The 18,499-nt window shown below is 70.1% G+C and carries 15 protein-coding genes; 3 read left to right on the plus strand and 12 right to left on the minus strand.

The window, feature by feature from the left end:
- Nucleotides 1-14 precede the first annotated feature (14 nt).
- Nucleotides 15-1,007, plus strand: coding sequence for an extracellular catalytic domain type 1 short-chain-length polyhydroxyalkanoate depolymerase (locus tag D187_RS09525; protein ID WP_043429151.1), 993 nt, complete (start codon nucleotides 15-17; stop codon nucleotides 1,005-1,007).
- A 47-nt stretch (nucleotides 1,008-1,054) separates the two neighbouring features.
- Here D187_RS09525 and D187_RS09530 read toward each other — a convergent pair whose 3' ends face one another.
- The 9 genes from D187_RS09530 to D187_RS09570 form a co-directional block, all read right to left on the minus strand.
- A complete protein-coding gene (locus D187_RS09530; protein ID WP_245591656.1) occupies nucleotides 1,055-3,046 on the minus strand; it encodes an ankyrin repeat domain-containing protein in 1,992 nt (663 codons plus the stop codon).
- A gap of 118 nt (nucleotides 3,047-3,164) precedes the next feature.
- Entirely contained in the window at nucleotides 3,165-4,550 is a 1,386-nt protein-coding gene (locus D187_RS09535) for a tripartite tricarboxylate transporter permease (RefSeq protein ID WP_002627885.1), read from the minus strand.
- A complete protein-coding gene (locus tag D187_RS09540; RefSeq protein WP_002627886.1) occupies nucleotides 4,550-5,023 on the minus strand; it encodes a hypothetical protein in 474 nt (157 codons plus the stop codon). The genes D187_RS09535 and D187_RS09540 overlap by 1 nt, the downstream gene beginning before the upstream one ends.
- A gap of 61 nt (nucleotides 5,024-5,084) precedes the next feature.
- Nucleotides 5,085-7,610, minus strand: coding sequence for a hybrid sensor histidine kinase/response regulator (locus D187_RS09545; protein WP_002627887.1), 2,526 nt, complete (start codon nucleotides 7,608-7,610; stop codon nucleotides 5,085-5,087).
- Between the two features lie 11 nt (nucleotides 7,611-7,621).
- Complete coding sequence (locus tag D187_RS09550) at nucleotides 7,622-8,200, minus strand: chemotaxis protein CheW (protein ID WP_002627888.1); 579 nt, start codon at nucleotides 8,198-8,200, stop codon at nucleotides 7,622-7,624.
- 8 nt (nucleotides 8,201-8,208) lie between these two features.
- On the minus strand, nucleotides 8,209-8,586 hold the full coding sequence (locus tag D187_RS09555; protein ID WP_002627889.1) for a response regulator: 378 nt from the start codon (nucleotides 8,584-8,586) through the stop codon (nucleotides 8,209-8,211).
- A gap of 31 nt (nucleotides 8,587-8,617) precedes the next feature.
- Nucleotides 8,618-10,228, minus strand: a complete 1,611-nt coding sequence (locus D187_RS09560; protein ID WP_002627890.1) for a methyl-accepting chemotaxis protein — start codon at nucleotides 10,226-10,228, stop codon at nucleotides 8,618-8,620.
- Nucleotides 10,229-10,256: 28 nt separating this feature from the next.
- On the minus strand, nucleotides 10,257-11,618 hold the full coding sequence (locus D187_RS09565) for a CheR family methyltransferase (protein WP_245591658.1): 1,362 nt from the start codon (nucleotides 11,616-11,618) through the stop codon (nucleotides 10,257-10,259).
- Nucleotides 11,619-11,632: 14 nt separating this feature from the next.
- Nucleotides 11,633-12,196 (minus strand): chemotaxis protein CheW, encoded by a 564-nt coding sequence (locus D187_RS09570; protein ID WP_002627892.1) that lies wholly within the window; start codon nucleotides 12,194-12,196, stop codon nucleotides 11,633-11,635.
- Nucleotides 12,197-12,447: 251 nt separating this feature from the next.
- Here D187_RS09570 and D187_RS09575 point away from each other — a divergent pair, with 251 nt between their 5' ends.
- A complete protein-coding gene (locus D187_RS09575; protein WP_043428964.1) occupies nucleotides 12,448-14,406 on the plus strand; it encodes a protein kinase domain-containing protein in 1,959 nt (652 codons plus the stop codon).
- 51 nt (nucleotides 14,407-14,457) lie between these two features.
- Here the strand turns inward: D187_RS09575 and D187_RS09580 are convergent, their stop codons facing one another.
- The 3 genes from D187_RS09580 to D187_RS09590 are packed head-to-tail and all read right to left on the minus strand — an operon-like array spanning nucleotide 14,458 to nucleotide 16,900.
- The gene (locus D187_RS09580; protein ID WP_002625051.1) at nucleotides 14,458-15,402 is read right to left on the minus strand and encodes a myxosortase-dependent metalloprotease, MXAN_2677/MXAN_2678 family; all 945 of its coding nucleotides are present in this window, start codon (nucleotides 15,400-15,402) and stop codon (nucleotides 14,458-14,460) included.
- Nucleotides 15,399-16,319, minus strand: a complete 921-nt coding sequence (locus tag D187_RS09585; RefSeq protein WP_002625053.1) for a myxosortase-dependent metalloprotease, MXAN_2677/MXAN_2678 family — start codon at nucleotides 16,317-16,319, stop codon at nucleotides 15,399-15,401. Before D187_RS09585 ends, D187_RS09580 begins: the two co-directional genes overlap by 4 nt.
- The gene (locus D187_RS09590; protein ID WP_002625055.1) at nucleotides 16,316-16,900 is read right to left on the minus strand and encodes a hypothetical protein; all 585 of its coding nucleotides are present in this window, start codon (nucleotides 16,898-16,900) and stop codon (nucleotides 16,316-16,318) included. The genes D187_RS09585 and D187_RS09590 overlap by 4 nt, the downstream gene beginning before the upstream one ends.
- Nucleotides 16,901-17,011: 111 nt before the next feature.
- Here D187_RS09590 and gltX point away from each other — a divergent pair, with 111 nt between their 5' ends.
- A complete protein-coding gene (gltX, locus tag D187_RS09595; RefSeq protein ID WP_043428965.1) occupies nucleotides 17,012-18,454 on the plus strand; it encodes a glutamate--tRNA ligase in 1,443 nt (480 codons plus the stop codon).
- Nucleotides 18,455-18,499 lie beyond the last annotated feature (45 nt).

The following is an 18,499-nucleotide window of genomic DNA, read 5'->3' on the forward strand; positions in this document are numbered from 1 at the left end:
GCAAGGAGATGACCATGAAGCGGAGTCATGGCGCATTCGTGCGCATCGGTGCGTTGCTGCTCGTGCTTTTCGCGTTGTCCGGGGCCCCGGCCCATGCCGGCTCCTGGGTGAATGGCCACTATGCGAATGCCTGGGGCTCCCGAGGCTTCCAGCTCTGGGTCCCCACCGGATATCAGCCGGGCGAGGAGCTTCCACTGGTGGTGGCCCTGCATGGATGTTTCCAGAACCCCGATCAGTTCGCGGGTCTCACCCGCCTGAACCAGAAAGCGGACACGGAGAGGTTCCTGGTCCTCTACCCGAACCAGGCAACGCTCTCCAATGGAACACAATGTTGGAATTTCATGATCGCCACCAACATGGAGCGCGGCATGGGCGAGCCCTCCATCATCGTGGGCATGGTGGGCTGGGTGAAGAGCCATTACGCGGTGGACGAGCACCGCGTGTATGTCGGGGGAGTCTCCTCCGGCGCGGTCATGAGCAGCATCCTGCTCGCCTGCTATTCGGATGTGTTCGCCGCCGGCATGGTGGGCGCGGGGGCGATGTACAAGGCGGCGACCACCGCCTCCGGCAGCGCCTACGCCATGCTCTTTGGCAGCATCTACAATCCCGATGATCGCGGCCATGACGCCTGGGCATGCTCGGGCAAGCCGCGCTGGCGGGTCCCGGTGCTCGTCCTCCATGGGACCGAGGATGACGTCGTCAACCCGCTCAACGGCGAACAGGTGGTACGGCAATTCCTGCAAACCAATGACTACGGTGATGACGGTGCCGACAACGACAGCGTGCCCTACCGCCCCACCCAGGTCCGGAATGGCGGCGTACCCGGTGGCCGCGGCTACACCGTCAAGGATTACGCCTACGGCGGGCGTCTGCTGGTCCAGAAGTATGAGATGCAGGGCATGGGTCACGCCTGGCCCGGTGGTGACCCCGCCTACCTGTTCTCCGATCCCTCCGGTCCCGATGCCACCACCCTCATGTGGGACTTCTTCAAACAGCACACGCGCTGACACCAGGACCCGGTGGCCCAGGGGCGTCCGGCCCGAGAGCCGCTGAGTCAGGCCAGCGCGGACCTGCCCTTGCGCAGCAGGTTGAAGAGCTTGTCCCGGTCCAGCCCATCGGAAGAGAAGGCGCCGCGGGCGAAGACCTTCCCGAGCGCCGCGTCCGAGGAGTCGAACCCGCCACTCTCGAAATGGTGCCTGGCCTTCACCCGGGCCTGGACATCGTGGTCATCCTCGATGACCACCTCCGCCTTCAAGGCCCTTCCCACCCGGAGCGAGTGATCGTTGCCATGGCCCCACACGACCTGGGCCTCCACGTCCTCGCCCACCACCACCTCGCCGCTCGTGTCCACCCCGGTGGCACGCAATGAACCGCCCACCACCAGCAGTCCTTCTGGGCCCGCGTTGCGCAGCACGCCCTCCACCTTCAGGTTCCCCGTCACGAGCAGCGGCCCGTCGAGGTCCACGTCGCCCTGAACCGTGAGGTCCCCTCGCACGAAACGGGGAGCCTTGGAAAAGGACGGCGCCTTCTTCTCGGGTGGAAGGACGGCGCGGGCGAGCTCCACCACCGCCATGGCCACCCAGGGCCGTGCGCCTTGAAGCGCCGCCGCGGCCTGATCCCAGGAGGTCGCGCCCCCCAGCACGAGGCTCTTCAGGACGCGCTCCACCGACTCCACGTCCTCGTCCTCGAAATACCAGGCCTCGAGCAGCACCTTCCGCTGCCTGCCCAGTGCGTCTAGCAGGGGCCGCACGTCCAGGTGTCCGCCCTTGCCCGAGGGGGCCTTCGCGCCCATGAGCTGGGCGAGGTGCGGGTTCTTCTCGTCCAGCGCCTCCTGCGCGGGGGTCCTCCCATCCGAGGACTCGCGGGTGGTATCCGCACCCGCCTGGAGCAGGACTTCGATGACCGGCCCACGCGCCGTGAAGCGCGCGTGCTGATGCAGCGGCGTCCAGCCCTTGCCAGCGTTGGGGTCGGCACCCGCGTCGATGAGCGCCCTGGCCACCTCCGGCCGCCGAGCGTTGAAGAGCGCCGACCTGCCGTCGCTGTCGAGCGCGTCCACTGGCACCCCGCCCCGGGCCAGGAGGGAGATGCAAGACACACCGTCGTGCTCGGCGGCGGCGTGCAGGGCCGTAGCCCGGGTGTTGTCGGTGACCAACGGTGAGAGCCCCAGGCGGAGCAGCTCCCGCACCAGCGCCGCGTCGTCCACCATCGCGGCCAGGTGGAGGGCGCCGCGCTTGTCGCTATCTCGCGCCTCCAGGTTCGCGCCCAGCGCTCGCAGGGCCAGCACCCGGCCCACCCGCCCGCCGCTGACGAAGCCGGGCCCGAAGTGGGGTGCGGCATCCAGCCCCGCCGCGAGCAGGAATCCCTCATCCAGCGCCTTGCCCTTCTGGCCCTTGGGACGAGCCGCGGGCTTCTGCTCGCGCAGCCACGCGAGGAAGTCCCCATCGGAGAACGCCCCCTCCAGTCCCTGGAAGTTGAGCGGATCGTCGTCCCCCTCCACGTCGAAGGCTCGCAGCCCCGGCGACTCCTCCACCCGGGCGAGCAACTCCTGGTACCCCTTCTCCGGCTTCTTCCCGGTCAGCAGGCGCCAGGCTTCGAGTCCCCGGCGAGCACGAGCATGATCCACGAGGTCCCGCAGGTGATGGGCTTCATCCAATGCGGACTCCACCTGATCGAGCTGAGCCGGAGTGGGATGACCCCTCACCACCTCTTCCGCCCATTGGCTCAGAGCCAGGGAGCGGGCCCGCTGGGCATCCGTCAGCTTTCCGCCGGGTTTCGTGCCCCGGGTCAGTGCAAGGAGGTGGTCGCGGATCCGCCAGTGCTCGGCCTTGAGCTCACGCTCCCACCGGTGAGGCTCTCCGCGCCTCGCCGGGTCCAACGCCCAGTTCAGGGAGTGCAGCGCCCGCAGGTGGTCAGGCTCGGCAGCGACCACCTGACGGAGGAGCGGAATGGCCTCGTCCAGCTCGGGCGGCGACTCGTCGAGCAATCGGTCCACCTTCCTCATCAGCGCGGCGACATCCACCTTCTTGGGCGTCTGGGTACGGGACATGACGCGTGAACCTGCCACCGAATGGGAGCGCGTGCATGGAATCGTCGAGGACGCCGCGCTCCAATGGGACGAGTGTTTCGGTGCGCAGGGCTGGGAGGGATCGTCCAGCACGCCCCCCTCACGTGAACAGCTTGAGCAACGCGGGCACGGTGAGCACTGCGGTGTAGTAGCCCATGAACTGCACGCCTGTGTTGAATCCGAGGGTGCGCGACAACAGCCCGCCGAGCAGTCCCATCGTCAGGATCACCAGCAGCCCCAGGACCTGTCCTTCCCAGACACTGATGACGATGATCAGGCCGACGAAGGTGGCGATGATGGCCTCGTGGCTCACCTTGCGCGAGACGAACAGCGCCGCCCGCCGCGCATGGTTCATCGCGAACGGGTAGGACACCAGCGCCGCCAGCACCACGGACAGCATGCCGTAGCCCAGGAACTCCCAGTGGCTGAGCAGGTCGTGCAGGTTGTTCGTCTGCCCGGTGGCGGCATCCACCGTGAATCGCGGAGGCGCGTTGAACAGCGGTGCCGCCGGGCCAGCAGCCACCGGACTCAAGGGCAGGCCGAAAGCGATCAGCGGAATCAGCACTTCCGCGATGTAGGTGGCCTCGGTCACCCCGTTGCGCGCGGCCAGCACGGTGGTCAGCCGGTGATAGGCATGTTTGATGCGCGAGCCCACGGCCTCGCCCAGCACCACCGTCATCGCCACCGGGCTGAACACGAACGTGGCGCTCGACACCGCCGCGGCGGCGAGCGTCCAGCGGGTCTGGGTGGCATCGAGCACCTTGAAGGGGTTGGGAAAATAACCCGACCAGCTCTTCACATCCGGAGCCAGCGAGAACGTCCGGACGCGGTCGCGCCGCATGCGCGGACCCTCGAGCGGGGAGAGCACCGAGAACAGGTCGGCCACCAGCGGGCCGATGGCGATTCCGAGGAAGTAGCTCACGCTGAGCTTGACGCCGCGGCTGGCCGTGAACGCCTGCAGCGCCACGATGACGAGGACGAAGGGAACCAACGTGACCACGGAGGCCCAACGGCCGCCAGACAGGTAGGCGATCAGCACCGCGGCCGTCACGAAGATCCACGGCGCCGACTTCGAGATGATGTCGCCGAAGGGCGCGAGCAGGACGGCGAACGACACCGCCAGCGGCACCGCCAGGAAGGCGGCGAGGAGCCCTCCGGACACCATCTTGCGCAGCGCGATGTGCGGCACGCCGAGATTGCGCAGGATGTTGGCGTCCTGCAGCAGGGGAATGGCGGTGGTATCGCCGGGAATGCCGAGCAGCGCGGTGGGGACCGCATGCGTCATGTGCTTGGCGACCGCCCCGGCGAGGAAGAAGGTGAAGACGCCCACGGGCGGCACGCCCAGCAGCGCGACCAGCAGGGTCGGCGGTGCGAGCGTCGTCGTCTCGTCGGTCCCGGAGATCAAGCCGATGGCGGCGAACACCACCGCGCCGAGCAGCCCCATGCCCGCGGCGACCAGGAGCTGATTCAGGAAGTCCGCTTGCACTAGCGCTCCTCCGTCGCCGGAGGTACGGCCTGGGGAATCCCCGGCGCCTCGGCTCGTGCCGGCGGGGCATTCGCGAACAGCTCGTAGATGTGCAGCGCCTTCATCTCACTCACCACTGAAGGGGGCAGCTCGGCCACCGAGCCGAGTCCGCCGGATTGCGCGGCGAGCCCGTTCAACACCTCCTGGCGCCACGATGGATCGGCCGCCCCGTCCTCCACCACCTCGCGCTTGGGAGGGAACAAGGCCCCGCAGATGACGCCGGACAGAACGCAGCCGACCAGACCCGCCAGCATCGCGTAGGCACGCGCGAGCGCGGCACTCTCGACCCGGTCCACCAGGAGATGGCTGGCCAGGAGGAAGCAGGACAGGCTGACGACGAGCCCGATTCCGATGGACCACGCCAGGTGCCGCAGATCGACCGTATCGCCCCAGACCTCGGCCAGGTGGCCGTGCCGCGGGTTGTGTTTTTTCATTTCAATCCGGTAGCCGCGCGCGACTACCCCCCACCGAGGAGGACCACGTGTTCCAGCCTGTCTACACGCTCGTGGGCAGGAGCTGGCGCACCAAATCCAACAGCTTGCCACGCTCCACCTCGCGCTTGACGAGGTAGCCGTCCGCGCCCGCCTCCAGGCCGGCGGCACGCTCCTGGGGACTGTCCAGGGAGGTGCACAGGATGACGGGGATGTTGGACAGCTTGGGGTGCGCGCGGATGCGCCGGGTGAGGCCGATGCCATCCAGCCGGGGCATCTGCCAGTCACTCACCACGAGCTGACACGGGGTGCGCTCGAGGATGCCCAGCGCCTCCTGTCCGTCACCGGCCGTCACCACCGAGTAGCCGGCGATCTCCAGCAGCGACTTGATGGCGAAGCGCGTGGTGAGCGCGTCGTCGCACACGAGGATGTGCGGGCGGCGCGTCTCGGTGGCGGCGCGCAGCACCACGGGCGCGGCGGCGACACGCAACAACTCGGGCGCGTTGAGCACGGGCACCACGCTGCCGTCGTCCAGCACGGCCGCTCCGGCCAGGTGCGCCACGCCGCGCAGGTGCGGGCCCAGCGAGCGCACGACAATCTCCTGCTGGCCCACCACCGCGTCGATGGCGAACACCGCGCGCACGCCGCCGAGCGCCAGCACCATCGCCGTCTGCGGCTTGCCGGACTCGATGGCCAGGGGCAGCCGCGGCATGTGGATGGACGAGGAGAGCGCGTGGAAGGGCAGCTGCTCGTCCTCCACGCGCGCCACCACGTGGCCGGCCACCGTGCCCACGTCCCCGGGCATCAGCCGCAGCACGCGTTCCACCGCGTCCGAGGGAATGGCCACCACCGACGTGCCGGCGCGCACCAGGAGCCCCAGCGCGCCCGCGAGGATGAGGGGCAGATCGATGGTGAAGCGCGTGCCCTCGCCCGGGACGAAGGAGACGTCCACCGCGCCCTGCAGCCGCGTGGCCGTGCTCTGCACCACGTCCAGGCCCACGCCCCGGCCGGACGTCTCCGTCACCTGCTCGCGCGTGGAGAAGCCCGGCTCGAAGATGAGCCGCGCGGCCTGCATGTCGGTGAGCTTGGCGGCCTCGGCCTCGCCGAGCAGCCCGCGCCGCACCGCCGTGGCGCGCACGTTCTCCGGGGACAGGCCCGCGCCGTCATCCTCCACCACCACCGCCAGGCGCGTGCCCCGCGGCTCCACCCGGACGGACAACATCCCGCGAGGGGACTTGCCCGCGGCCACGCGCTCGGAGGTGGACTCCAGGCCGTGGTCCAGGGCGTTGCGCACCAGGTGCTGGAGCGGATCCTTGAGCACGTCCACGATGCGCCGGTCGATGCGCACGTCCCCACCGGCGAGCACCAGCTCCACGTCCTTGCCCAGCCGCGCGGCCAGCTCGCGCACCGTGCGCTTGAGCGGCTCGAGCATCTGCGACGCGGGCACCATGCGCAGATCCCTCAAGTCGTCACGCACCACCTGGGCCACGAGCGCGAGCTGCTCGCCCTCGCGGTGCGTGTCCTTGGAGAGCTGCAACAGGCGCTTCTGCACCCCGCGCACCTGACCCACGCCGGCACGCAGCGACTCCAGCGCCCCACCCCCGTTGCCGGACAAGGCGAGCTGCTGGGCCGCGCGCTCCAGTTGCAGCAGGGCGTGGTTGGTCTGTTCCATCAGCTCGCGGTGGGCCTCCGCGCGGCGCAACTGCTGGGCGCGGCCCGCCGCGAGCTGCTCCACCTGCAGGGCCAGCGAGTCGAGCGTGCGCACCGACACGCGCACCGCCCGGTCCATGTCCGGCTGACGCCGGCCGGCCGCCGAGCGCGCCGTCACCTCGGGCTCCACCGGGGCCGAGGCGGGCTCGGGAGCCGTCTCCTCCGCGAGCGCCTCCAGCGAGCCGCGCAGCTGCACCAGCGCCCCGGCGATGTCCGAGGCCGCCACGCTGGCGCCGACTCCCGCCTCCTCCATGCGCGCGAAGCCAGCGCGGATGGAGCTCGCCAGGGACTCCACGGCGGTGATGCCGGCGGTGTTGGCCGCGGCCTTGAGCAGTTCGGCGAGCCCCACCGCCTCCCAGACGGCGCCGGGACGATCCTCCAGCCCGGGCGAGCACAACCGGCCCAGCGCCGACTCCAGCTTCTCGAGCGTCTGCAGTCCGTCACGCCGGAAGTGCGCGGACACCCGTGTCTTCGTCTCCGCGGGCGGCACGAAGCCACCCCGGCCGAGCCCCGCCAGGAGCCCGGCGAGCCCCTCGATGGTGGGCGGCTCGCCCGCGTCGCCCCGGTTGAGCGCGGCCTCGATGGCCGACAGGCTGCGCAGGGTGGAGTCCACCAGGCCCGGCGGCGGCACGTGGCCCGGAGAGCAGCGCGCGAGCCCATCCTCGATGGCGTGGACCAACTGCTCGATGTCCGACAGGCCCAGGCTGGCCGCGGACCCCTTGAGGCTGTGCACCTCGCGCTTGAGGGCGGTGAGCTGCTCGGCGGCCTGTTCGGCGGTGCCCTGCTCCAGCCCGAGCACCGCCGTGCCGATGGTCTGCAGTTGCTCGCGTGTTTCCGCGGCGAAGATGGGCCAGAGACTGCGCAGTACCCGGGGGTCCATGCGTCTTCGTCCTATCCCCGGCCCGCCACGGACGGATCGCTCAGTTGCACGAGATCCAACACCATCAACCGGTTGCGTGTGAGCCAGGTGAAGGGACCCGGCGGCGGCTGGGACAGGTCCACGCGGGGCAACTCCTGCCGTCCATCCACCTCCTCCACCGCCATCCCGAAGAACTCCTCGGCCACTTCCACCACCACCACGCGCGCCAGATCCGACATGCCGCCGCCTTCCAGGCCCAGCACCTGCCGCAGGTCCAGCACCGGCACCACGCGCGAGCGCGACACCAGCGCGCCGAGCACGTGGCGCGGCGCCCCCGGCAGGGGACACAGGCCCCGGGCCTCCAGCACGTGGTCCACCGCGTCGATGGGCACGGCGTAGCGCTCGCCTCCCACTCGGAAGGCGAGCACCGAGACCGTCTCGCGACGCTCCTCCTGGCGTGACTCGGCCAGGATGCGCGCGCGCTCGGCGAGCACCTCACGGCGGCGCTCCGGACTGAGCACCTGGGCTCCCTCGAGCACCGCCTGCGCCTCGTCCAGCTTGCGGCGCAGCGCCGTGTAGTCGATCTTCCCGCGTGACTCGTCGCCGACCATGACGCCTCTCAGTACTTGCTGGCGGGGAGCTTCAGGATGCTGCGCACCTTCTCGCGCAGGTCATCCACCCCCACGGGCTTGTTGAGAAAGGCGCTCGCGCCCACGAGCCGGCCCCGCTGCCGGCTCGCGTCGTCCTTGAGCGACGTGAGCATCACGAAGGGCGTGGAGAAGAGGATGGGATCCGCCCTCACCGCCGCGCACAGCGCGAACCCATCCATCTCCGGCATCTGCACGTCGGAGATGATCAGATCCGGCTTCACCTCCCGGGCGCGGGCAAGCCCCTGCACGCCATTTCCCGCTTCGAAGAACTCCAGCCCCCACCCCATCAGGTAGACCTGAATGAGGTTGGTGATGGTCTTCGTATCCTCGACGATGAGCACCTTCATTCTTCCACGTCCTCCACGAGCAACCCCCCGGTCATAGTTGGTACTTCCCGACGAGGTCGGAGAAGCGTCTGGACAGGTTGGAGAGATTGCCCGCCACCTGCTCGATGCGTTTGGTCCCCTCCACGTTGTCCTGCATGGCAATGGTCAATTCGTTCATGGCGACGGCGATCTGCTCGACGCCGATGGTCTGCTGGCGCGTGTTGCCGGCGATCTGCCGGGCGGCCGACGACGAGTCGCGGATGAGATCGGACAGGCCCTTGATGGCGGCGCCAGCGCTCTGGGCGAGCTCCATGGCGTTCAGGGCGCGGCGGCTGCCCTCCTCGGTGGCCATCACCGCGGCGCGGGTGCCCTTCTGCACCTCGCCGAGCAGGGCGCGCACCTGGTTGGCGGCCATCTTCGACTGCTCGGCCAGCGTGCGCATCTCCATGGCGACCACCGCGAAGCCGCGGCCCTGGTCACCCGCCTTGGCCGCCTCGATGGAGGCGTTGAGCGCGAGCAGGTTGGACTGCTCGGCCACGTCCTTCACCGTGGTGATGATGTCACCGATCTGCAGCGTCTGCTCGTTGAGGTCGGTGATGGCCAGGGCGATGGCCTTGACCTGCTCGCTGAGCTTCTCCATGGCGGCCACGCTCTCGCCGACGACCTTCTGGCCCTCGGCGCTCAGCGAGTCCGAGCGGCTGGCGCCCGAGATGACGGTGTCGGCGAAGGAGGTGGCCTGCCGGGACGTCTGGGCGATCTCCGCCACGGTGGCGCCCGTCTCGTGGATGGCGGAGGCCTGCTCGTTGGCCATGGCGGACTGCTGCGAGGAGGTGGCGAGCACGTTGGTGGCCTCGCGCTCCATGTCCGCCGCGGCGCTGCGCAGATCCTTGAGCATGTTGGTGAGCATCTCCGCCATGGTGGCGAAGCTGCGCGCCAGGTCGCCCACCTCGTCGATGCCGCTCGACTCGATCTGCTGGCGCAGGTCGCCCGCGGCGAGTCCGGCCGCCGCGCGCGCCAGGCGCTCCAGGGGGATGATGAGCATGCGGCAGAGCACGGACACCACCACCAGGCAGCCGGCGAGCGTCAGCAGTCCCAGTCCGAGCACGCGCACGACCATGCCCGACACGGCCTTCTCCAGCACGCTCAGCTCCAGGCCCACCTGCACCGAGCCCACCCGCTCGATGGCGTCCGGAGGGGCGCCGGGCCACGAGGAGACGATGGGCGCGGAGATCTCCAGCACGGGCCGGCCTCCCACGTACAGCTCTCGAGGCGCCGTGCTCAGGGACACCTGCGGCAGCAGAGCCGGGCTCACCAGCCGCTCCACCGCGGTGTGGGCGAGCATGTCGCCCTCGGGGCCGCGCACCACCACATAGGCCATGTCGGGGTCGGGGTGATGGCGCAGCGCGGCGGCAGCGGCCTGCCGCAGCGCCTCCGTGTCCCGCGCGGCCGACAGGTGGTTGGCCAGCGAATGGCTCGCCGCCGCGGCGCGCTTGGCGAACTCCACCTTGAGCGCCTCGCGCATCTGCAGCGAGAAGGCGGCCACGAGCAGGGCGATGACCAGCGCGCCCGACACCGCGGTGATGGCCACGATCCGCGTGCGCAGGCTGAGCCGCCGCATGTCCAGCCGCTGGATCGTCAGTGGTCTCATGCCATTGCCGTCCATGGGACCTCCTCAGAACAACGAGCGGCGCTCATCGCGCACCCGACTTTCCCATCTTCACTCCTGGCACGAGCGCGCGCCGCAACCCACCCACCGTCATCTCCTCGACTCCACGCAGCACCAGCTCGTCATCCAGACCTTCCAGCGCCCGGAGTGCGTTGCGCCGCGCCCGCTCCGCCTCATCGGCCTGACCCAGCTGTCCATACAACGCCACGAGCATCGCATGCCCGATGGCCAGTTGCGGCTCCAGATAGAGCGCCTTGCGCACGCAAGCCACGGCCTCGCGCACGTCTCCTCGCTGCTCGGCGACCATGGCCAGCAGCAGGTAGGCCTCGGGCGACAGCTCGCGCGCCGCCAGGCGGGCGAAGGCCTCGGCCTGCTCGAAGTGTCCGGCGCGCGCCGCGGCCCGCGCCTGCTCCAGGGTGTCGCGCACCAGGGGGCCCGAGGGCGCCGCGGGCGCGAGCGTCTCGGGCAGGGAAGCAGCCAGGGACGCCACGGCGGGCGGGGAGTGGAGCACGGGAACCATCTGGAACGGTGCGCCGGGCGTCCGCGACGGCCCCCGGACAGGGGCGGGCTCGGCGGGGGGCACCGGGAGCGGCCCCGCCGTCAGGGGCTTGCGCAGCACGGGCAGGCCCTCGACCATCTGCTCCTCCAGCCCCAGCCCCCGGGTGAAGGGCAGCTCGGCGGGCGCGAGGAAGAGCCAGCCACCCGGAGCGAGCGCCGCGAGCAGCCGCTTGAGCACGGTGGGGATGGTCTCGGGGGGGAAGTAGATGAGGACGTTGCGGCAGAAGATGGCCTGGGCCCCGGACAGGGGGGGAGGATCCGTCACCAGGTTGTGCCGCCGGAACTCCACCCGGGCACGCACCTCGGTCGGCACGGTGACGGAGTCGGGCCGCAGGGTGAGGTAGCGCCGCTCCAGCGCCAGCTCCATGCGCCGCACGGACCAGGGCGAGTAGACGCCCTGCCGGGCCTTGTCCAGGGCGCGGCCGGACACGTCCGTGCCCACCACCCGGATGTGCTCGGGCGAGAGGCCCGCGGTCAACAGGGCCATGGCGATGCTGTAGGGCTCCTCGCCGCTGGCGCACCCGGCGCTCCAGACGAGGAAGGGCCCGACATGCACGGAGGCCACGCGCGCCAGCTCGCGCAACTGCTCGGGGTGGCGGAAGAAGTACGTCTCGCCGATGACCGCGTAGCCGATGAAGGACTCCACCGCCCCGGTGTCGCGCGCCAGCAGCCGGTGGAGGAAGTCGAGCGGCGGCAGGCCCTGGGCCTCGGCCGCGCGCGTGAGGGCGGTGCCCAGCGAGCGGCGCACGCTGGGGGCCAGCACCATGCCGCACTCGGCGCGCAGGACGGACTCCAGACCTCCGAGCGCCGCGTCATCGAGCCGTTCCACCTTCCCCGGCTCCTTCACGCGCCCTCCGGAACGTTCAGGATGGCCGAGGCGCGCAGCAGCGGGCGGATGCCCTCGGGCGTGCGGCACAGGCCCGCCATCAGCCCCGTCCTGTCCCACGCGGTGGGCACGCCCTCCTCGACGGACCCCTCCACCAGCACGGGCGACTCGACGAGGTCGCGCACCCGGTCCACCAGCACGGCCACCATGCGCGTGCCGCCGCAGATGACCAGGTGCGCGTCCAGGTCCGGCTCCCTCGGCACGCCCAGCAGCGCCGCCAGGTCCACCACCACCGCGGGCGTGCCCCGGTAGAGCATGGTGCCGCGCACATGGGGCAGGGCCGCCGGCAGGGGCTCGATGGCCACCAGCCGCACCACCTCCAGGACCGCCTCCACGGGCAAGAGGGCGGTGGAGCCCGCCACCTCCACGGTGAGGTAGAGCCCCGGCAGGCGCTGGTCCACGCCCAGCGTGCTCAGCTCCCGCCGCAGCCGGACGATCTCCTCCTCCAGCACCAGCAAGCGCTTCTGGACCGATGCACGTCTCGCCTGGGCATCAGCCGTCATTGGAGGGAAGTCGACCATGGCGGGCCCGCCTGAACGTGTCCGCGGGAGGGGGAGGGATGGAACGGTAGTCCGATCACGCCGAACCCGTCAATGCGGGCCGCGCATCCCGTTCGCCCCCTGGTCCCTCGGCGAGCACCCCGAGGATGGGAGCCAAGCAAGCACCCGCTCCCAAGTCGCGTGTTTCCGGGAGTTGTGGTTTCATGGCTTGACTCCACTTCCTGGAAGAATGGTTCCCACCCGGCCGCGGGATGGGGGAGCACGACGAAATTATGGTGACCGGCGACTCACAGGGTCCAGGTGATACGGGGACGGATCCCCTCATCGGGCGAACGCTCAACGGCCGCTTCAGCATCCTCGAGCCGCTGGGTGTGGGAGGCATGGGCCGGGTCTATCGCGCCAAGCAGACGCCCCTGGACCGGGTGGTGGCGCTCAAGGTGCTCAACCCCCACTTCCCCACGAGCAAGGATCCGGGCTTCCAGAAGCGCTTCCTGCGCGAGGCCTCGCTCTCCTCCAAGCTCCGCCACCCCAACACGGTGACGGTGATTGATTACGGGCAGACGGACGACGGCATCTACTACATCGCCATGGAGTACATCGAGGGCCGCACCCTCGGCCAGGCGATAGCGGAGTCGGGTCCCATCGCCTGGGCACGCGCGCTGAGCATCACCCAACAGATCTGCCGTTCACTGCGCGAGGCACACAACCAGGGCATCGTCCACCGCGACCTCAAGCCGGCCAACATCATGCTGCTCAACGAGGCCGACCAGGACCACGTCAAGGTGTTGGACTTCGGACTGGTGAAGTCCATCGCCGTGTCGGAGAACGCGCCCAATCCGGAGATCACCCAGAGCGGCACCTTCCTGGGCTCCCCGGCGTACATGGCGCCCGAGCAGGCGCGCAACGAAGCCGACGTGCGCAGCGACGTGTATTCGCTCGGCGTGGTGCTCTACCAGATGCTGGTGGGCCGGCCGCCGTTCGTCTCCAAGGATCACATCGAGCTCATCTTCGCCCACCACAAGGAGCTGCCCCCCGCGTTCAGCTCCGTGCGGCCGGACATCTCCGTGCCCATGAGCATCGAGGCGGTGGTGCGCCGCTGCATGGAGAAGGATCCGGCGCGCCGCTACCAGACGATGGACGAGCTGCTGGAGGCCCTGCGCACCGCCAGCATGGAGGCGGGCGGCCACAGCGGCATCTTCAGGCACCCGAGCGGGCAGAGCACCACCGGGCCGCACAAGACGCCGCTCTTCGCGGGCCTCTCCGCGGACAACCACTCGAGCGGAGACACGCTCGCGGTGGACATCAGCGTGGAGGTGCCGCCCGACATCCAGAAGGCGCGCCGGCGCACGCTGCTCATCGGCGGGCTCGTGGGTGGAGGCATCGCGGTGCTGCTCACGGGAGGGCTGCTGCTGTCCTCGAGCCTCTTCGGGTCGGCGTCGGCGCCCCGGAGCGAGCCGGTGGTCGCCGCGGCGCCCCAGGCCGCCCCCGTCGAGCCCGCGGCGGACGCGGTGGTGCGCTTCCGGCTGATGAGCCAGCCCACGGGAGCGCACGTCTTCTACAAGGGAGAGGAGCGCGGCACGACGCCGCTGCTGCTGGAGATTCCCAAGGACAAGGGCCAGGACACCTTCACCGCCGAGTTCACCTTCACGCTGGACGGCTACCACCCGGAGACGGTCATCACCGGCGGCTCGGGCGAGGTGGTGTTCTCCCAGAAGATGCAGCGGGTGCGCACGGCCAGCCGGGGGAATTCGTCCAGCCGGGTGGAGCGGGCCATGGCCTCGAACGGCGCCTCGCCGGCGGCGGCCGTGGGCTCGATGTCCGCGCCGGTGCTGCTGGAGGCCGAGCCGCCTCCGCCCTCGGAGACCAAGAGCACGTCGGCGGTGGCCGTGCCCGTGGTGGCGGTGGCCCCGGCGGTGGAGTCGCGCAAGGCCGACGGTCCCGTGCCCTTCCAGGAGGGCATGCCCCGTCCGGTGGAGATCCAGGGCAAGGAGATCGTGTTCTCGCGCGAGGCGCGCGCGGCGCGCGTGTCGGGTGTGATGATCGTCAAGTGCGTCATCACGCCCAAGGGCAGCGTGGAGAGCTGCCGCGTCATCAAGGGCCTGCCGCACATGAACGAGGCGGTGGTGCAGTCGCTGCAAGCGCGCCTCTACAAGCCCATCGTGATCGACGGCCGCCCGACGGCGGTGGACTACCCCTTCGTCATCCGGCTGGTGCCTCCCCGCGAGCGCTGAGGAAGGCACGTCGGCGCGCCGCGGCCGGGGCTCTCGGGCCGCGGCCGGGACTCACGGGCCGTGCGTGCGCCCGCGCCGTCGGCGCAATGCCCACGCGCCGAGCAGCGCCGCCGCGGGCAGCAGGGCGCCGGGCGCCGCCGCGCACCCGGACCACGGGACGTGGGACACCGCCTGGAAGCGGCGGCCGAGCTCCGGGTTCTCGCCGCACTGGGTGGGCGGGAGTCCCCGGGGGTAGGCATCACAGAAGCCCGCGATGCTGCCCACGTCGATGATGCGCTTGTTCGTCTCTCCGGGGAACGCGGAGGGCTCCATGGTGGAACCCGGCTGTTCGGGAACATGGTCCAGCCCGACCACGTGGCCGAGCTCGTGGGTCACCGTGTTCTGCACGTCGGCGGAGACACACCCGGAGGTCTGGCTGCCGTCACAGGGCGGCGAGTCCACGGTGGTGAAGAGAAACCCCCTGCCCGCCGGGGCCGCGTTGAGCTCGATGTCCGCGTCGAAGACCTTGCCGGAGCTCTTGCCATAGGTGGTGGTGGTCAGCCCGAGGATGCCCCCACCGTGCTCCCAGCAGGAGTAGAGGTTGCCGCAGGTCCCGCCCTTGATGCAGGGGTCTCCCGGAGGAGTGACGTCGTTGCAGTCCTGCTCGCGGAAGGTGATGACGTTCTCGTTCACCTCGGAGGACTCGACCCCGGGGGGAGGCTCGACATAGCCCACGGAGGGGTGCGCGATGTCGGGCCCCCTGCGGAAGGTGTAGTCACTGCAGGTGGCGGACACCGCGCGCCAGGACTCCACCGAGGCCTCGATGGCCGCGAACTCGGAGTCCCCCGGGGTGCGAGCACTGCCCGCCGCGTCCAGGCGGTAGACGTACTCGCGCCCGGGCCAGAAGACACAGAAGGGCCGGCCCTCGACCAGGGTCCGGTGGTAGACCTGCGCCCCGGCGCGAGGCGCGCAGAGGCAGAGCACCGCGGACGCCATCATCACGAGCGGGCGCGTCATGAGCGAACGCCCCGGCGCCGCCACCCCAGCCAGCTCAGTGCCGCCAGCGCGGAGAGCCACGGCGCGCCGCCCGTGGTGGAGCACCCCGCGACCTGCCTGCCCAGCGCGAGGGAGGTGTCACCCGGGGACGACGCGTTGAGCGTGGGCGTGAGGCAGCTCTGGCTGGCGAGACCCTTGGGATAGGCGCGGCACACGAAGTCGCGCGAGCCCGCGTCGATGATGCGCTTGGAGACCTCCCCCGAGGGCGCCTGGGGGTACATGACGGAGGAGCTCAACCACGTGTGATCCAGGCCGACGAGGTGGCCGAGCTCGTGGGTCATGGTGTTCTGCACGTCGGTGGCCACGCAGTTGGGCGTCTTGCTGGAGATGGGCTGGGCGCAGGGCGGACTGGACACGGTGGTGAAGACGAAGCCACTCGCGTTCAACTGGATGTCCGAGTCGTAGATGATGCCGGAGCGCTCGTCATACGTGGTGAGCGTGAGGGCGATGGTGCGATCATCGCTGTCCCAGCAGTCGTAGACGTTGCCGCACGTCTCCTCGGCCCAGCACTTGTCGGCCGCGGGCGCTATCTCCTGGCAGCGCCGCGAGCGGAAGAGAACGAGGTTGTGGTTCTCCTCCTTCTGCACGTAGCCCACCCGGCGCTCGTCGAGCAGTGGCCCCTCGGAGAAGCGCAGGTTGCCGCAGTCCTCGAAGATGCGCTGCCAGCTCTGGAAGGAGGCGCGGATGGCCGCGAACTCGCGCTGCTTCTGCTCATCCACGCTCTCCGGGTTGCCCACGCTGCTCAGGTTCCAGGTGAGGGTGGGTGTCGTCCAGAAGAGGCACTGGGTGCTCGAGTCGTCCTTGTCCACATGGCTGCGCACATAGGGGCTGCTCTGCGCCACGGCGAGGGAGAGGAGCAGGGCGGTGGTGCCCATCATGGCCGCTTCTCCTGCGAGCGCATCGGAGCCGGCTGCTGGAGCGCCGCGCGGATGGCGGCCTTGAGGTCCGAGAGCGGCAGGGCCTGGCGCGAGGAGGTGACGGTCTGGTGCGTCCTGGCGTCCAGCAGGAGCGCTTCCCCGGTGGACTCGGGCACCGCCATGGCGCGCGTCTCGCCCTCGGTGCGCAGGACCTTGTACTTGCCCTGCGCCATGCCCGAGACATGGAAGGCGGGTCCGCGGCGCTGGAGGAACACCACCACCTCCTCGTTCGGCGCGAAGGAGGCCAGGCCGCTCACCTTCTGACCGATGTCGCCTACTTCCCCCCCGCGCTGGGTGACGAGCACCGTGCCGCTCGCCTGCCCCTTGAGGGCTTCGGTCACCTGGATCTCCACGTCCGTGACGATGAGGCGGCGATCGCCGCTCCACCGGCTCTCCATGCGGCGCACCGTGCCGTGGACGATGACATCGGCCGAGTGCGACAGCTCGGGCAGGTCCATCTGGAGCAGGGTGGTGGCGCTCGCGGGCAGACAGAGCAGGACAACGGCGGAAAGAAGGACGCGCAACGCGCTGGAACAGGTCATGAATGGGCCTCGATGCCCGGCAGTTTAATGCATGGCGGGTGCTCACGGGACCGGGAAGCGGCCGCTTCGTTGACCACACGAGACCGCTCCTGCTATCCGCCCCCTCCGACTATGGCCTCCGCACCTCGCGTCCGATTCGCTCCGTCCCCCACCGGCTACCTGCACATCGGGGGCGCCCGTACCGCCCTGTTCAACTACCTCTACGCGAAGCGCCACGGTGGCGTGTTCATCCTGCGCATCGAGGACACCGACCAGGAGCGCTCCACCCCCGAGTCCGTCAAGGCCATCCTCGACGGCCTCACCTGGCTGGGCATCGACTGGGACGAGGGGCCCGGCAAGGAGGGGCCCGCGGCCCCCTACTTCCAGACCCAGCGGTTGGACCTGTACAAGCAGTACGCGGACCAGCTCCTCGCCGAGGGCAAGGCGTACCGCTGCTACTGCACCCGCGAGGAGATCGACGCGCGCCGCGCCGCCGTGGAGAAGGCCACGGGCAAACCGGGCACCTACAAGTACGAGGGCACCTGCCGCGAGCGCAAGGACGTGCCCGAGGGCCGCTCCGCCGTCATCCGCTTCAAGATGCCGTCGCAGGAGGGCGAGGTGACGTTCAACGACAAGGCGCTCGGGCCCATCACCAAGGCGTACTCGGACCTGGATGACTGGGTGATGCTGCGCGCCGACGGCATCCCGCTCTACAACTACGGCTGCGTCATCGACGACCACACCATGGACATCACCCTGGTGGGGCGCGGGCAGGAGCACGTCAACTCCACCTTCCCGCAGCTCATGCTCTACCAGGCCCTCGGCTGGAAGCCGCCCGAGTTCGCCCACTTCCCGCTCATCCTCGGGCCGGACCGCGAGAAGCTGTCCAAGCGCAAGCACCCCGAGGCGGACGTCATGCTGCACAAGCGCAACGGCATCCTGCCCGAGGCGCTGCTCAACTTCGTCGTGCGCCTGGGCTGGAGCCACGGCAACGACGAGGTCATCTCGCGCGATCAGATGGTCGAGTGGTTCGACTTCGACCACGTGGGCACCACGTCCGGGGTGTGGAACCCGGAGAAGCTGCTGTGGCTCAACCAGCAGTGGCTCAAGCTGCTCGCCCCCGCGGTGGTGGCCTCGACGCTCGCGGACTTCCTGGTGGCCAAGGGCGTGCAGATCAAGGCGGGCGACCCCCGGCTGGAGCGCGTGGTGATGGCCTTCCGCGAGCGCGCCAAGACGCAACAGGAGATGGCCGACATGGCGCTCAAGTACTTCCAGCACGGCGTGGCGCTGGAGGAGAAGGCCGCGGCCAAGCACCTCACCGCCGAGTCCAAGCCCCTGCTCGTCCAGGTGCGCGAGCAGGCCGCCGCGCTCGCCCAGTGGAACGCCGCCGGGTTGGACGAGGTGGTGAAGAAGGTGAGCGAGCAGGCCGCGGTGGGCATGGGCAAGGTCGCCCAGCCGGTGCGCGTGGCCGTGACGGGCGGCACCGTGAGCCCGGGCATCGGCGAGACGCTCGAGCTCCTGGGGCGCGAGGAGTCCCTGCACCGCCTGGACGCGGCGCTCGCCCGCGTCGGCTAGGAGGCCCGGGACGCCGGGGCCCCAGGTTGGAGTGGACACCACCGC

Origin of the sequence: Cystobacter fuscus DSM 2262 (genome assembly GCF_000335475.2) — a bacterium.
Taxonomy (GTDB): Bacteria; Myxococcota; Myxococcia; order Myxococcales; family Myxococcaceae; genus Cystobacter; species Cystobacter fuscus.

Bases quoted from the DNA above. Each gene is read 5' to 3' on its own strand.
- D187_RS09575 (WP_043428964.1), top strand. From the start codon at position 12,448: ATGGTGACCGGCGACTCACAGGGTCCAGGTGATACGGGGACGGATCCC.
- D187_RS09540 (WP_002627886.1), bottom strand. From the start codon at position 5,023: ATGAAAAAACACAACCCGCGGCACGGCCACCTGGCCGAGGTCTGGGGC.
- D187_RS09580 (WP_002625051.1), bottom strand. From the start codon at position 15,402: ATGACGCGCCCGCTCGTGATGATGGCGTCCGCGGTGCTCTGCCTCTGC.
- D187_RS09570 (WP_002627892.1), bottom strand. From the start codon at position 12,196: ATGGTCGACTTCCCTCCAATGACGGCTGATGCCCAGGCGAGACGTGCA.
- D187_RS09530 (WP_245591656.1), bottom strand. From the start codon at position 3,046: ATGTCCCGTACCCAGACGCCCAAGAAGGTGGATGTCGCCGCGCTGATG.
- D187_RS09555 (WP_002627889.1), bottom strand. From the start codon at position 8,586: ATGAAGGTGCTCATCGTCGAGGATACGAAGACCATCACCAACCTCATT.
- D187_RS09560 (WP_002627890.1), bottom strand. From the start codon at position 10,228: ATGGACGGCAATGGCATGAGACCACTGACGATCCAGCGGCTGGACATG.
- D187_RS09585 (WP_002625053.1), bottom strand. From the start codon at position 16,319: ATGATGGGCACCACCGCCCTGCTCCTCTCCCTCGCCGTGGCGCAGAGC.
- D187_RS09525 (WP_043429151.1), top strand. From the start codon at position 15: ATGAAGCGGAGTCATGGCGCATTCGTGCGCATCGGTGCGTTGCTGCTC.
- gltX (WP_043428965.1), top strand. From the start codon at position 17,012: ATGGCCTCCGCACCTCGCGTCCGATTCGCTCCGTCCCCCACCGGCTAC.
- D187_RS09545 (WP_002627887.1), bottom strand. From the start codon at position 7,610: ATGGACCCCCGGGTACTGCGCAGTCTCTGGCCCATCTTCGCCGCGGAA.
- D187_RS09550 (WP_002627888.1), bottom strand. From the start codon at position 8,200: ATGGTCGGCGACGAGTCACGCGGGAAGATCGACTACACGGCGCTGCGC.
- D187_RS09590 (WP_002625055.1), bottom strand. From the start codon at position 16,900: ATGACCTGTTCCAGCGCGTTGCGCGTCCTTCTTTCCGCCGTTGTCCTG.